The 14,474-nt window shown below is 66.0% G+C and carries 10 protein-coding genes; all 10 read right to left on the reverse strand.

Annotation, left to right across the window (positions count from 1 at the left end; all coding sequences use genetic code 11):
- Positions 1-57 precede the first annotated feature (57 nt).
- Positions 58-1,104 (reverse strand): M48 family metallopeptidase, encoded by a 1,047-nt coding sequence (locus NQV17_RS22700; protein ID WP_257773965.1) that lies wholly within the window; start codon positions 1,102-1,104, stop codon positions 58-60.
- Positions 1,094-2,515 (reverse strand): AmpG family muropeptide MFS transporter, encoded by a 1,422-nt coding sequence (locus NQV17_RS22705; RefSeq protein WP_124486695.1) that lies wholly within the window; start codon positions 2,513-2,515, stop codon positions 1,094-1,096. The genes NQV17_RS22700 and NQV17_RS22705 overlap by 11 nt, the downstream gene beginning before the upstream one ends.
- Positions 2,516-2,622: 107 nt before the next feature.
- A complete protein-coding gene (metW, locus tag NQV17_RS22710) occupies positions 2,623-3,231 on the reverse strand; it encodes a methionine biosynthesis protein MetW (protein ID WP_044847830.1) in 609 nt (202 codons plus the stop codon).
- Positions 3,228-4,373, reverse strand: a complete 1,146-nt coding sequence (locus NQV17_RS22715; RefSeq protein ID WP_044847831.1) for a homoserine O-acetyltransferase — start codon at positions 4,371-4,373, stop codon at positions 3,228-3,230. The genes metW and NQV17_RS22715 overlap by 4 nt, the downstream gene beginning before the upstream one ends.
- A 343-nt stretch (positions 4,374-4,716) precedes the next feature.
- Positions 4,717-7,689 carry an autotransporter outer membrane beta-barrel domain-containing protein gene (locus tag NQV17_RS22720; RefSeq protein ID WP_257773966.1) on the reverse strand — a complete coding sequence of 991 codons (2,973 nt, stop codon included), beginning with the start codon at positions 7,687-7,689 and terminating at the stop codon, positions 4,717-4,719.
- A 394-nt stretch (positions 7,690-8,083) separates the two neighbouring features.
- Positions 8,084-8,626 (reverse strand): fimbrial protein, encoded by a 543-nt coding sequence (locus NQV17_RS22725; protein ID WP_257773967.1) that lies wholly within the window; start codon positions 8,624-8,626, stop codon positions 8,084-8,086.
- Positions 8,627-8,872: 246 nt separating this feature from the next.
- Complete coding sequence (locus NQV17_RS22730) at positions 8,873-9,889, reverse strand: fimbrial protein (protein WP_257773968.1); 1,017 nt, start codon at positions 9,887-9,889, stop codon at positions 8,873-8,875.
- 63 nt (positions 9,890-9,952) lie between these two features.
- On the reverse strand, positions 9,953-12,571 hold the full coding sequence (locus tag NQV17_RS22735) for a fimbria/pilus outer membrane usher protein (protein ID WP_257773969.1): 2,619 nt from the start codon (positions 12,569-12,571) through the stop codon (positions 9,953-9,955).
- A 113-nt stretch (positions 12,572-12,684) separates the two neighbouring features.
- On the reverse strand, positions 12,685-13,449 hold the full coding sequence (locus NQV17_RS22740; RefSeq protein ID WP_257773970.1) for a molecular chaperone: 765 nt from the start codon (positions 13,447-13,449) through the stop codon (positions 12,685-12,687).
- 103 nt (positions 13,450-13,552) lie between these two features.
- A complete protein-coding gene (locus NQV17_RS22745) occupies positions 13,553-14,095 on the reverse strand; it encodes a fimbrial protein (RefSeq protein WP_257773971.1) in 543 nt (180 codons plus the stop codon).
- Between the last annotated feature and the right edge of the window lie 379 nt (positions 14,096-14,474).

The following is a 14,474-nucleotide window of genomic DNA, read 5'->3' on the forward strand; positions in this document are numbered from 1 at the left end:
CGTGCGCCGGTGATGCGTGCCGGCGATTCCCGGCGGGGAAGCCGCCGGGTGCGGCGCTCAGCGCCGCACGACCTTGGGCCGCTGCGCGCTGATGCCCGCGTAGTCGGGCAGCGTGTCGACGCGTTTGGCCGTCGCCTTCGCATACAGCGGCATCAGGTCCGGCAGGCGGTTCAGCAGATCCTGCCGCCGCGCGGCGCTGTACGGATGCATGTAGATGAAGCCCGACGTCTTGTTCGCGCGCGTCGCCGCCGCGAGCTTGTCCCACAGCGTGATCGCCGCGCGCGGATCGAAACCCGCGCGGGCGGCGATGTCGCCGCCGATCACGTCGGCTTCGGTTTCGTCGGTCGGGTCGTAGCGCAGCGTCTGCAGGCGTTCGCCGAGGTTCAGCGCCTGCGGCAGCGGATCGCCGACGCCGAACAGCGGCGGCAGCGTGGCCGCGCGCAGCGACGTTTGCGACGTCGCGCTGAAATTGCTGCGCGCGTGTTCGCGCAGCGCATGCGCGATGCCGTGTGCGATCAGCACGCCGAACTCGTCGTCGTTCAGGCGGACGCGATCGAGCAGCCCGCCGTACACGAGCACCTTGCCGCCCGGCAGGCAGGTGATGCGGATGTCGCGCGAGCGGATCACGTTGACGTCCCACGCCCAGCTCTTCACACGATCGTTCCACTTCACCGAATACGGCGCGAGCTTCATGACGATCGCGCGCAGCCGCTTCACGCGCGGCTGGTTCGCGGGCAGCAGGCGGTCGCTGTCGGCGGCGGCCTGGACGATCTGCGCGTATTCGTTCGCGGTGAGTTGTTCGAGCAGCGGCGACGGGATCAGCGTGCGGAACGCGATCGCATTGCCGTAGCGAACCTGCTGCGGCGTCGGCGTATAGGCTTTCGCGGGCACGGCGGCGCCGGTCGGCTGCGCGGCTTCGGCTGCAGGCGGGGGAGCGGATGCCGCTGGCGTGGACGGCGATGCCGGCGCGGCAGCGGGCGCGGAGCCGGCCATGGCCGCCACGGTGTCGGACGCATGAGCGCTTCCCGCCGCGCCGAGCGTCGCGAAGCCGACGCCCAGCGCGGCGACGACGCGCGCCACGCGATGCAGTCGGTCATTGCGCACGGCTGGCCTCGCCGTTGCGCGCGGTGCCGTTCCACGGCGCGATCTTGAACAGCAGCAGCATGCCGGGGATCGCGAGCGCGGTGCACACGATGAAGTAGTCGAACCAGCCGATCTTCGCGACGATGAAGCCGCTCGCGGCCGATGCGAGGGTGCGCGGCACGGACGCGAGGCTCGTGAACAGCGCGAACTGCGTGGCCGTGTAGCGCGGATCGGTCGTGCTCGCGATATACGCGACGAACGCGGCCATCGTCAGGCCGGTCGTGAAGGTTTCGACGCCGTAGACGATCGCGAGCGCGACCGTCATCGGGCTGAATTGCGGCGTGACCGCGACGCCGAACACGGACAGCGCCGCCGCGATCGCGTGGCTCGTCGATACCGTGAAGTCGTACAGCATGGCGAGCACCGGCGAGCCGGGGCCGAGTTGCGCGAGCCACGCGAAGCCGAGCGTCGACACCATCTGCAGCGCGCCGAAGATCCACAGCCCGCGGCCGATCCCGATCTTCACGAGCCAGACGCCGCCGATGATGCCGCCGGCGACGCTCGCGACGAGCGCGGTGGTCTTCGCGACGATGCCGATCTCGGTGCGCGTGAAGCCGATGTCGAGGAAGAACGACGTCGACAGCGTGGTGGCCATCGTGTCGCCGATCTTGAACAGGAAGATGAACGCGATGACGAGCAGCGCGCCGCTCCAGCCGTCGCGCTGGATGAATTCGCGGAACGGCAGCACGATCGCGTCGCGCAGGTTGCGCGGCGGCGCGCCGACGACTTCCGGTTCGCGCACGAGCAGCGTCATCAGGATGCCCGGCAGCATGAACGCGCCGGTGAGCGCGAACACGGCGTCCCACGGCATGTGGTCGGACAGGATCAGCGCAAGCGAGCCGGGGATCAGGGCGGCGAGCTTGTATGCGTTCACGTGCACCGCGTTGCCGAGGCCTTGCTCGGTGTCGCGCAGCAGTTCGCGGCGATAGGCGTCGATCACGATGTCGGAGCTTGCGCCGAAGAATGCGACGAGCGTCGTGAGCGCGGCGACCGTCCAGATCGAGTCGCGCGGCGACACGAAGCCGAGCGCGGCGATCGCGCCGGCGACCAGCACCTGCGTGAGCAGCATCCAGCCGCGCCGGCGGCCCGGCCGCCAGCCGGGCAGGCGCGGGATGTAGCGGTCCATCAGCGGCGCCCACAGGAACTTCCACGTATACGGGAACTGGATCAGCGCGAACAGGCCGATTTCCTTCAGGTTCACGCCCTCGGAGCGCAGCCATGCCTGCACGAGGTAGACGAGCGTGAACAGGGGCAGCCCCGACGTGAAGCCCAGGAACACGCAGATCAGCATGTGCGTGTTCAGATAGGCGCGCCAGCCGGGGTGATCCTCGTGAGCGGTGAGTGCGGGCGCCTCGTGTGGCGTTTTGGACATGGACGGAAACTGGGTAGCGTTGACTGATGGCGGCGGCAGCGCGGGCGGCACTGGAGGGACGGCCGCACGCGTGTGCGGGCCGGATCACCCGTCAACGGCCCCCCGGCTCAGCTGCGCTTGACGCGGTAGACAGCAAGACTACCACGCCAGTTCGCTCCCCATCGAATCGGCTGGCCTTCGTGCAGCACGATGCGGTCGAGGATCGTGACGCCGACTTCCGGTGCGAGCGCCTCGAAATCCTTGATCGTCAGCACCCGGACGTTCGGCGTGTTGTGCCACTGGTAAGGCAGCGACTTCGACACCGGCATCCGGCCGCGCAGCACCGACAACCGGTGCGCCCAGTAGCCGAAGTTCGGGAACGATACGATGCATTCGCGCCCGACGCGCGCGGTTTCGCGCAGGATCGCGGCCGTCTGGTGGATCGTCTGGAGTGTTTGCGACAGGATCGCGAAATCGAAGCTGTGATCCTCGAACAGGCGCAGGCCGTCCTCGAGGTTCTGCTGGATCACGTTGATCCCGTTCTTCGCGCTGGCGAGCACGCCCGCGTCGTTCAGCTCGATCCCGTAGCCGGACACGTCGAGTTCTTCCGACAGCAGCGACAGCAGCGAGCCGTCGCCGCAGCCGAGGTCGAGCACGGTCGCGCGCGGTTCGACCCAGCGGGCGATCGCGCGGAAGTCCGCGCGGGCGGACAGGGAATTCAGTGCTTGCTGGTTCATGCCCCCACCTCGATGGCGATTCGTTCGTAATACGCGCGGAGCAGGTTGTGATAGCGCGCGTCGTCGAGCAGGAACGCGTCGTGGCCGTGCGGCGCGTCGATTTCCGCATAGCTGACCGTGCGCTTGTTGTCGAGCAGCGCCTTTACGATCTCGCGCGAGCGTGCCGGCGCGAAGCGCCAGTCGGTCGAGAAGCTCGCGATCAGGTATTTCGCCTGCGTGTGCGCGAGCGCGGCCGTCAGGTTGCCGTCGAACGCCTTGGCCGGATCGAAGTAGTCGAGCGCGCGCGTGATCAGCAGGTAGGTGTTCGCGTCGAAGTAGTCGGCGAACTTGTCACCCTGGTAGCGCAGGTACGACTCGACCTCGAACTCCACGTCGAAGCTGAAGTTGTACGCGTCGAGCGCGCCGTCCGCGCGGCGCAGCGCACGGCCGAATTTCTCGGCCATGTCGTCGTCGGACAGGTACGTGATGTGGCCGATCATCCGCGCGACGCGCAGGCCGCGCTTCGGCTTCACGCCGTGCGCGTAGTAGTCGCCGCCGTGGAAGTCGGGATCGGACAGGATCGCCGAGCGCGCGACCTCGTTGAACGCGATGTTCTGCGCGGACAGCTTCGGCGTCGACGCGATGTCGATGCAGTGCGCGACGCGCTCCGGATACATCAGGCTCCACGCGAGCGCCTGCATCCCGCCGAGGCTGCCACCCATCACGGCGGCGAAGCGCTCGATGCCGAACGCGTCGGCGACGCGCGCCTGCGCGTGCACCCAGTCCTCGACGGTGACGACGGGGAAGCGCGCGCCGTACGGCTTGCCGGTCGACGGATCGATGCTCATCGGGCCGGTCGAGCCGAAACACGACCCGAGGTTGTTCACGCCGATCACGAAGAAGCGGTTGGTGTCGAGCGGCTTGCCGGGTCCGACCATGTTGTCCCACCAGCCGGTGCTGCGCGGATCGTCCGCGTAGACGCCGGCGACGTGGTGCGACGCGTTGAGCGCGTGGCAGACGAGCACCGCGTTCGAGCGCGCGGCGTTGAGCTCGCCGTACGTCTCGACGACGAGCTGATAGTTGCCGATCACGCTGCCGCTTTGCAAGCGCAGCGGTTCGGCGAAGTGCATGGTCTGTGGAGCGACGATGCCGATCGATTCCATTCGTTCCGCCTTATGCCATATGACTGGGCGGCTAAATGGTGTCGGCGAGGCGCGGAGTCGAAGGTGCGCGGCTGACGACCTCTTTAGCCGCATTTGTAGTGAACCGCCGGGGAACGACGCATCGACGCGTCAAAGCCCCGGCCGGTTCGCGCGCCCGCAATCGAGTCAGCAAATCGGCGCGCTTCCGGCCTGCCGCCAAGGAGGCGGCAAGTCGGCAAAGTATAGCGGAAATTGCGGGGCGCGGATTCGGGAGGTGTGCTGGGCGGCCGGCGGCCCGGCCCTGTGGACCCACCGGGCCGCCCAGAACCGCCTGCGTGGGGAACAGGCGGCGTCGCGCGCGCCGTCACCAGCGGTACTTCGCGGCCAGCTCGCCCTTGACCACCGCATAGTCGGACAGGTTTGCCTCCACGCCAAGGCTCGCCGATATCGCGAAGCGCTTCGACACCTGGCCCGTCGCGCCGACCCGGAACGCCGCGCGATCGCGCGGCACGCTGAACGAGAACGCATTGCGGTCGAGCGTCAGCGTGCGCGAGCCGGGGCCGTGCCACCAGTTCGCCTCGATGAACGGGCGCAGCTCGCGGCCGGGCGACATCGCGGTCACGCCGTGCACGCGTACGCCGAGGCGGGTGAGCACGTCGGTGGCGCCCTGGCCGTCGAGGCGGCCGCCGGCGGTGCCGTGCGCGTCCGCGCGATAGTCGGACACGACGAGTTGCGCTTCGGGCTCGACGAAGAACCGCGTGTCGCCGCGCTCGTAGAACCCGAGTGAATAGCCGGTCTCGATCGAGCCGGTCACGGTGCGCGACCGGTACGAATCGGCCGCAAGGCTGCCGCCGACGCTGTTCGCGTAGGCGCCGTACATGAACCAGGCATCGACGTAAGGGCCGGTCAGGATGTCGCGGCTGCCGTACCACGTGCCGTACACACCGACGTTGTAGCCGGCCACGCTGCCGCGCGCGGTGGCGTTCGTGACACGCCCCTCGATCGCATTCCACAGCGGGCGTGTCGACCAGTTGGTCTGGCTGCCGTACATGCCCATTGCGCCGATGCGCACGCTGCCGCCACGGCCGTCGTCGAAGCGGAGCAGGTCGGCGCCCGCGTGGATCAGGCGACCGTTGCCCGACACGCTGCGGTTGCCGCCGGACATCGATGTCGTCTGGCCTTCGGCACGCAGCCAGATGGCGCCGTCGAGCGGGCCGGTGGCTTCGGTGCGTAGCGAGCGATCGTTGCGCTGGTGCAGCGAATGAATCGCCATCGTCGCTGCGGCATCCGCGTTTGCCAGATACGCGTCGGGTTCCGGTGCGGCGGCGCGCGGAGGAGGGGGGATGACTTCCGGCTCGATCGGTGGATCGGGCTGAACCGGCGGAACCGGCGGATCGGGCGGTTCCGGCGGCTGTGGTTTTGCCGCGGAGACGAGATACCAGTCTTCCGCCTGTCCGCCATCGCCGCCACGTTTGAGCATGTAATCGTAGCCGCCTGCCGACAACGTGCCGAAGCCGGTCCGGTAGCCGTCCGACGCTGCATCGAGCGTGAACGCAGTCGCATCTGTCGTGCCGCCATTGCGCGTTTCGACGAGCGGGATGCCGATGGTCGTCGCCGCGCCGTCGCCGCCCGCGCGCTTCACGACGATACCGGTGTCGCCCGATGCGTGGCCGCCGTCGATCACGAGGCGGTCGGTGGGCGACGCGTCGTCCAGCAGCGTCGTATGGAGCACCAGCTTGCCGTTGCGCGCCGCATAGTCGCCCGTCACCACGAGCGTGCGCGGCGTCGGCGGCACACCGGCCGCCGGCGCGTCGAATGCGATCGTCGAATCGTTCAGCGCGACGGAGCCGACCGACGAGTCGCCGGTGATGGTCCAGAGGCTGTCCGCGTCGAGCGCCAGTGTGCGGACGGCGTCGGTCGCGCCGGTCCATGCGGACGCGTTCGACAGCGCGACGTCGGTGACGGCGGGCGTCGGGCTGCCGTCGTCGGCCGGATGGTTGACGATGTCGCCGTCCGCGACGGCGTTCGTGTCGAGCGTCAGGCGCACGGGCGCACCCGACTCGGCATGGACGGACAGCAGCGTGCCGTTGCCGCCGATCGCGCGCGTGCCGTTTTGCAGCGTGACCGTTGCATCGGCTGCGTCGATCGCACCATGGCGCTCGCTGACGAGCGTGCCGTCGTCGATCGTCAGCGTGCCGCCGTAGACGGCCGCCCCATAGGCGCCGGCGCCGGTCGTGCGGGCGTCGCTGCGCAGCAGATCGACGGCGCCGCCGACACTCGCATACAACGCGGAGGCTGCGGTGCCGTGCGTCTCGACGCTCGTATCGGCGAGCGAGGCGACGGAGCCCGCGCCGGCCGACAGCGCGCCAAGCGAGCGTTCACCGCTCGTCACGATGTCGCCGCGTGTCATCGCGACCTTGCCGCCGAGCCGGGCGACCACGCCGATCGAGCCCTTGCCGGTGGTCGTCACGTGCGTATCGGTGGCGTCGATGACGGGTGTGTCGGTGTACTCCTTCGACGCGTAAAGGCCGTGCGAACTGATGCCGTGCGTGACGACGCCCGTGCGTTCGAGCTCGACGCTACCCTCGCGGGTATCCACGCCGAGCGCCGCGTATCCGCTCGTTTCGAGATGCGAGTCGCTGAAGGTGACGGTAGATCCGCCCGGCATGTACAGCACCGACGCATAGTCGCCATCGGTGCGGATATCGGTATGCTTCAGCGCGGCGCGGATGCCGCCGTAGCTGACGGACAGGCCGGTGCCGAACAGGCCGCTGGTCCGGATCAGCGTGTCGGCCACGTCGATGGTGCCACCCGGAACCAGGATCGTCGCGATGCCCGATGCCTCCTTGCCGCGTGTCACGATCACGCTGTCGGAGAGCGACAGCCGGCCGTTGGTGCCGTCGATGAATGTGCCGTGCGCGTAGTCGCCGTCGGTATCGATGGAGATGCGCTCGGCGGATGCGCTGCCGCCGTAACGAAGCTCGATGCCTGAGCTCGACCCGCCGCGCGTACGGATTTCCGTATCGCGCAGCACGACGCGCGACCCGGCGCCCTCTGCGGCAGCGCCGGCCGAGACGTAGCCGGTCGTGAACGCGCGGGTCTTGCCGAGGGTCGTCAGCGTCCCGCCGTTGACGGCGGAAAGCACTGCCTTGGCGGATTCGGTCGTCGAATAGTCGCCCGGTGCGACTTCGAGCGCGATGCCGTCCGCGCGTTGCGGGCCGCCGCCGACGACCTGTGCCGTCGACGCCCACGGCATTGCCGCGCCGGCGAGCAGCGCGGAATGTAAAACACGCCGGCCGATGCATGCGTGAGAAAAATGGAAGTAACTGCGGTTCACCTGATCACCTTGGCTTGTCCTGAGTGAGCGAAGATGAGCTTTTGTCGGCCATTTGGAAATTGGACGAGTTCGAATTTTTTGCGGTGCTTCGCGGCCGGCACGACGCATGCGCGAAACGCGGAGATCAGTGGGCGCTCGTTATTCGATCGGTCGGGATTGTCTGCGGCGTGTTCGAAGAGCGCGGATGGCGTAATGGACGGAGGCACGCGATCGCGCGGGCATGTTTCAAGCCAATTGGAGGGGAAGCGGCAAAAACGGATGGCGTGCTGTGCTGACCGTGCGATCGCCGGGTTTGTCCGCACACGAATGGAGGTCTGCGTGCGACTGCGCGCGTACGGCAGCTATCGCGAAAGCCGGGGCGCTCATCCTGCCGTGCGCCCCGGTTCGCGATGTGTTACTGATACATGATCGAGTACATCACCGACGTATTCACCGTACCCTGGCCCGCAGAGCCGCCCGTTGCGACATATTGCGCGTAGTACGGCAGGTCCGCGGCGCCGCCCACCAGCGTGACCGCCTTCGAGTTTTCATCGGCCTTGCCCAGGGCGATGTTGGACGAATCGCCGTTGAGCAGGCCGACTTCGACGTTCTTCGCGGTGCCCGTTGCGTTGAACAGCTGACCCGTCGTCGAGTTGACCGTGGTGCCCGCCTCGAAGTGCGTGTAGACATTGCCGCTTGCCGGCGAGCAGTTCTTCAGACTGATCTTGAACGGCGTGCGGCCGGCCGTCGAGCCGCCGTTGACGAGCGCCGACGTCGACACCTTCGGCAGTGCCACGGTGAAGTCCTTGCCGCCGGTGCCGTTGCCGTCGATCGTGCAGGTTTGCGTACCGATGTTGCCGTTGATGGTGATCGTTCCGTCGGCTGCGTGCGAGACGGCCGGCAGGGTGGCCGCTGCGGCGACGGCGAGTGCTGCGATGCTGGTGTATGCGAACTTCATATCGATTCCTCTAGTACTAGTTGGAAAAAGGACTCGGTCGGCACACCGCCCGACTGCCGTTACCGGCCGTGCGAGCGACATCTGACTTCGTCCAAAAAGACCCGCCGAGGCAGTCATGAAGGACTACGAAACGGAAGGCCGTTCCGGCCATCGATGCACCGATGGTCGTGGGTGGGCGTCGGCCGCTCGTGGTGTCGGGCGGCCGATGCGTCACCGAATTGCTCTGCTTCGCGTCAAGTGATGCGTTCACTGATAGCTCATCGTGAACGTCGCGACCCCCTTGACCGTCCCGCCGGAAACCTGGCCGGTCGCGATGTATTGAGCGGACAACGGGATGCTCGTCGTCGTCGCCGACGGGCCGACATACCATTGATTGGTGTTGCCGATCGCAGCCGAATCCGGGCCGTAACCGACGGGTTGCCCGTTTCTCAGGATGCGCAGCTTGACGCCTTTCGCCGTCGAGTCAGGCGTGAGCGTCAATTGATCTCCGGTATTGCCCGGATCGGTCAAGTCGGTCAGCGTGACGTAAACATTGGATCCCGATTTGCAGCTCAATCCGATATCGAACCCCTTGTCTCCGGCGGTCATGCCGACGGCATTGAGCTTGCTTGCCGCGATGGGTTGCAATGGCACGGGGATATTCGGCGTGGTGACCGTGCAGGTATTCGGCATGATGGTCAGACTTCCGCCACGGTCGTTCCAATAAAACTGATATCTATATCCGCCAGCGGTCGGATAAGCCCGGTTCTCGGCGCCGATGTTCCATTGGCCAACGGATGACTGCGGGAGCTTCACGCCGTTATAGATGAGATCGCTGAGCTTGACCAGTTCGACCTTGATTCGATAGAAGCCACTGATCGGCTGTGTCGATGTATTGGGTGGTGCCCATTCCGCCCTCGAACTGAGGCTGCTGTGCATGACCTGCCCGGTTTCCATGTTGGTGAAGCGCAACCCCATGGAGGGCCACGAGAGCAGGTACGTCACGCCGGGAATATTGCTGGGGCGCTGGGCATCGTGGAAATAAAATGAATATCCGCCGGGAGGATAGGGGTTGGCATCGCATCGATACGGCATCGTCAGCACCGTAGTAGCCAAAACCGCACCATTCGGGGCATTCTGCGGAACAAGGACATTCCCGAAGCCGAACCTGCGTTGATAATCCGCGCTTTCATCGTTGTAGCAAGTCGGGGTCTGCGCATGACCCGCGACCGAATACAGCGAACTGGTCAAGCAAAGTGCGGCAAGCAGCAGATACTTGGCCATCGTTTTTTCATTTCGCATCTCGTAGGATTCCGCTTGAATTTCGGTCTATGGGAGGCCGCATCTTTAATGCGATTGATCATCGGAGTGAGGCGCCCCACCCTCGCATATCGATTCGACGTGCGTATACGCTTCGCTCTTGTTCTGTTTGACCGGCAACTGGTAACTGAACGAACAGAATTCGGTCTTGCGATTGCCCCATTTCGCCTTCAGCGTGCCGGTATCGCTCAAGCCGCGGACGAACAGCTTGCCGCCCTGTCCGGCCAGCCCGATGGTCTTGCCATCGGCGTCGACGACGTTGCTGCCGAACGGTATCGGCGTACCGTCGGGCTGACGGATCGTCATCAGCACCGCGCGGCCGGTGACCGTGTCGAACTTGACCTTCACGACCGAATTCGCGCGCGGCGCGACCTGCTGGCTCGTCGTCAGCATTTCGACGTCGACCGGAATGCCCTTCGGGTCGAGCTCGATGGTGTTCATCTTGTACGGCGTCAGGTACGGCAGCACCGCATAGCCGCGTCGGTCGATTCGCACGTCCGTGCCGTTCGTGATGGAAGCGCCGACGGCGTCCTTCGCTTCGACGATCGCGACCGTTTCGCCGAGATCGTTGGCGAGCGTGACGCCGCCCGCATGGCCGACGAGTGCACCCATCACGCCGGCGGACACGCTCGAGAAGCCGCCGCCGCCGCTCGCGCTGCCGGAGAACGTCGCGAACGGACTGCGGTATTGCAGGTTGCCGCCGCCGGTTGTCTGATCGCCGGTGTTGACGTTCACGCCGTACGAGAACTGGTTGGACTTTCCAGTGGTGCCGGTCAACGACATCTGTCCGGTCGTGCCGCCCTGGTTGTCGTGCGCGATGCCCGTGCTCAGCGTCGGCGCGTGCGAGCGCCGGCCAAGCGGGACCGTCAGGTTTGCGTACACCTGGTTGTTCAGGCGGCCCGAGTAGCCGTCTCGCTGCCGCGACACCGACAGGTTGTAGCTCAGGTTGACGCCGAGGAGCCGCAGGCTGTTGTTGTAGCCGACCTGGAACTGCGTCGTCGTGCCCTGGCGGTTCCAGTAGTTGACCGTCGAGCCCACCGCGAACAGGCTGCCGCGCTTTTCACCGAGCGACTGGTTCAGCGTCAGCTGGACCTGGTTGCGTTGCCGGTAGATGCTGCTCGGATCGCTGCCGCCTGCCGACAGCTCGCGCGCAGCCATCGCGTCGCGCATGCTCCAGTAACCGCGCGACGAGTAGCGATACGCGGCCACCGCGATGTTCGTGCCGGTCGCTTCGACGGACTTGCTGTAGCTCACGCGCACACTCTGCCCGCTCGTCGCCGATACGCCCGGGATGCGGGCGCTGGCGTGCGTGACGTCGACCGCGAGCGCGCCGAGCGGCGTGTTGAACGCAGCGCCGACCAGGCCGGCCAGGTAATTCTCGGCGACGATCGCGCCGACGTAACCCGTCATCAGGTTGCTGATGCCGCGCTGATACGTGGCCTGCGCGAAATTCGGATGACGTTCGAGCTGCGATTCGCGCAACTGCCCGAGCGCGACGCCGAACCGGGAGATACCCGGGCGCAGCGACTGCACGACTGCCGCATACGGCACCGTGAAGCTGTGTTTCCTGCCGTCCGCCTCGGTGACCGTGACGAGCAGGTTGCCGCCGTAGCCGGTCGCGTACAGGTCGCTGATCTCGAACGGGCCGGGCGCGACGTTGGTTTCGTACAGCACCGCACCGTTCTGCGACACCGCGACGTGTGCGTTGCTCGTTGCGACACCGCGGACCACGGGTGCATAGCCGCGCATCGAATCGGGCAGCATCCGGTCGTCCGTCTCGAGCGTGACGCCGCGCATGCCCACGCTGTCGAACAGCGTGCCGTCGGTATAGGTCTCGCCGATCTTCAACTGGCTACGCCATGCCGGCAGGTCGCGCTGAACGTACGTGTTGAGGCTTTGGTAACGGTTGTCGCCCTGCGTTTGCGCGCTGTAGGTGCCGTTGTGCCGGAAATGCCAGTTCCCGATGTTGGCGCCGGCATTCAGTCCGAGGTAGCCCTGCGTGCTTTCGTAGCCGGACGAGGTGTTGCGGAATACGTTCGCGTTGTACTTGAGCGTCGCGCTCGGCACGCCGCCGTCCCACAGTTCGGGACTGACGTAACCGCGCGGATTGCGCAGCAGCGACGCCTGCGGAATGCTCACGTTCAGGCGCAGTTCCGACATGTCGAATTCGACCGTTGCGCCGGCCACCAGCTTTTCGATGTCCGTGCACTCGCCGGACTGCACGCGCAACAGCTCGGCGCGTGCTGCGTCGGTCAGTGTCTGATCGTCGAGACCGAGGCGGCTCACGAGCGTGCGATCGAAGCACGGCGTCGCGCTGACCGCGCCTGCCGCTGCGTCGAAGCGCACCGACGAGCGGCCGGTCCACGTCTGGTTGACGTAGAGGTCGACCAGATACTCGCCGGCCGGAACCGGGTTGCCTTTCGCGAAGCGCTCGAGGTCGAGCTGCTGGCCGCGCGGCTTCATCATCAACGTATCGTTGAACTGGACCTGCGCGACCTGGACGCTGTCTGCCGAGGCGGTCGACGCTTCCACGGCGCACGCGCCGGCGGCCCATCCGCCGAGCGTCGCCATGACGAGCAGATAGCCCGGCTTCAGCGCGAAATGCGCCGGGGCCTCCAGTGGTTGAATGTGATGATTCGCTCGCATGAATTCAATGTGTTGATGCCGCATCGTCATAGTTCGAGCGACGGTCTGCCTGCGCCGGTGCGATGGCCGCACCGGCGATCAGCGACGGTTGAGTCGAGAACGGTCGGGTAGCGTCAGTGCGTTTTCTTGGGGGTATAACTGCCTTCGACGCCCGCGCCGTAGTCGTTGAGGAACGTGTAATCGACCTCGATCGGCCCGCTGGGCGCCGATTGCACGTTGCCGACGTCGAACTGTTCCGTGGCGCCTGGCTTGAGCATGCCGCCCGTGTCGTTGGTCCATGTGGAACCGCCGGACTTGACGGTCAGCTTGGTGAACGTCACGTGGTAGGGCGTCGGGTTCTTTGCTTGCAGCGCATAACCGCCGCCGGCCTTCGGCGCGAAGTTCCAGGTGACCTGTTCCGCTGACTCGTCCGCGACGCCTTGCAGCGCGGCCGGGCGGAAGAACAGCTTGATGCGCGAGCGGAACGCGAGCTGCAGCAGGTTCGGTGTGTTCGGATCGTCGGTCGCTTGAGGCGGGACGTCGAGCACGTTGAGCCAGTACAGCGTTTCCTTGTCCTGCGCGAGCGGCTCCTGCGTGTAGATCAGACGCAGGCTCTGGCCCTTCTTCGGATCGAGGCGGAACAGCGGCGGCGTCAGCGTGAACGGCACCTTCGAATCGTCGGGCAGTGCATTGGCCCGGCCGTCGTCGATCCACGCCTGCACCAGCGACGGGCGGTCGCCCTCGTTGGTCAGCTTGACCGTGACCTCGCGTTCCTTTTCCGGATACACCACGCGCGTTCCACCGATCACGACGCTTGCGTCCGCCGTGCTCATGCCGTACAGCGACGCGACCAGCGCTGCGGCACCCACGCTCGAACGCCAGTTCATTGGCATCCCCATCGCCGATTTCTCCTTGTAGATGATCAGACTTACTGTTGGTCGTGGGGCGGCCCGCACACCGCTTTGGCTTCGCGATGCCCGGGCCGCCGGTCGGGAGACCGAATTAGTCGTACGAGACCGAGTACATGACCGACGTGCCGACCTTGCCGGCCTCGGCGGCACCGCCGGTTGCGACGTATTGCGCGTAGTAGTTGAGCTCCGCAGAGCCGCCCGTGATGGCGACCTTCTGCGAGTTCTGCTGTGCTTGCGCTGCACCGAGCTTGATGTTCGAGCCGTCCTTGTTCAGCAGGCCGACTTCGACGTTCTTCGCGTCACCCGTCGCGTTGAACAGCTGGCCCGTCTGCGCGTTGACCGTCGTGCCCGGCTCGAAGTACACCGATGCGTTGCCCGAGTTCGGCGAGCAGTTCGACAGGTTGATGCGGAACGGCTTGCGGCCGGCCGTCGAGCCCGGCACGGACAGTGCCGACGTCGACACGTTGGGCAGCGTGACCGTGAAGTCCTTGCCACCGCCGTCGCCGGAGATGTTGCAGGTCTGGGCGGTGATCTCGCCGGTGATCGTGATCGTGCCGTCGGCTGCCTGGGCCGACGAAGCAACAGCCAGGAGGCCCGCTGTCGCCATCAGAATGGAAAGTGATTTTTTGGACATGAAAGTACCTATTAGTAAGGAGTCCTGCGTCGAGGGGCGACGCACCGACGTTTCCTGAACGCTGGCTATCGACGTCGTTGAGGCGGAACTGAAGCGGCGACAGGAAACGTGGGATATTGTTGATTTTTAAGGGAGTTGAAAGAATTGGACGATTACTAATCCGCCCGGGGATTTATTAGGTCAAGTACTAAATTCTTTTAAGAATCGTCAGGCATACGGGCTCGGTGCGCATCGTCGCCGGGTGCGGATGCAGTCGGAGCGGGGCAGGCGGCGGGGGTGAGGGGGACGTTGCGAACGCCCGGGTGAGTTGGCGGCGGATGCTGGCAGAACGTGAACTTGAGCGGGCGCCACAGATGCATGTTAATGAAGAGGAATCCTG

Source organism: Burkholderia sp. SCN-KJ (assembly GCF_024656005.1).
Classification (GTDB): Bacteria; Pseudomonadota; Gammaproteobacteria; order Burkholderiales; family Burkholderiaceae; genus Burkholderia.

Excerpts from the sequence above, each read along its gene's own strand:
- NQV17_RS22705 (WP_124486695.1), bottom strand. The coding sequence starts at position 2,515 with ATGTCCAAAACGCCACACGAGGCGCCCGCACTCACCGCTCACGAGGAT.
- metW (WP_044847830.1), bottom strand. The coding sequence starts at position 3,231 with ATGAACCAGCAAGCACTGAATTCCCTGTCCGCCCGCGCGGACTTCCGC.
- NQV17_RS22715 (WP_044847831.1), bottom strand. The coding sequence starts at position 4,373 with ATGGAATCGATCGGCATCGTCGCTCCACAGACCATGCACTTCGCCGAA.
- NQV17_RS22725 (WP_257773967.1), bottom strand. The coding sequence starts at position 8,626 with ATGAAGTTCGCATACACCAGCATCGCAGCACTCGCCGTCGCCGCAGCG.
- NQV17_RS22730 (WP_257773968.1), bottom strand. The coding sequence starts at position 9,889 with ATGGCCAAGTATCTGCTGCTTGCCGCACTTTGCTTGACCAGTTCGCTG.
- NQV17_RS22735 (WP_257773969.1), bottom strand. The coding sequence starts at position 12,571 with ATGCGAGCGAATCATCACATTCAACCACTGGAGGCCCCGGCGCATTTC.
- NQV17_RS22740 (WP_257773970.1), bottom strand. The coding sequence starts at position 13,449 with ATGGGGATGCCAATGAACTGGCGTTCGAGCGTGGGTGCCGCAGCGCTG.
- NQV17_RS22745 (WP_257773971.1), bottom strand. The coding sequence starts at position 14,095 with ATGTCCAAAAAATCACTTTCCATTCTGATGGCGACAGCGGGCCTCCTG.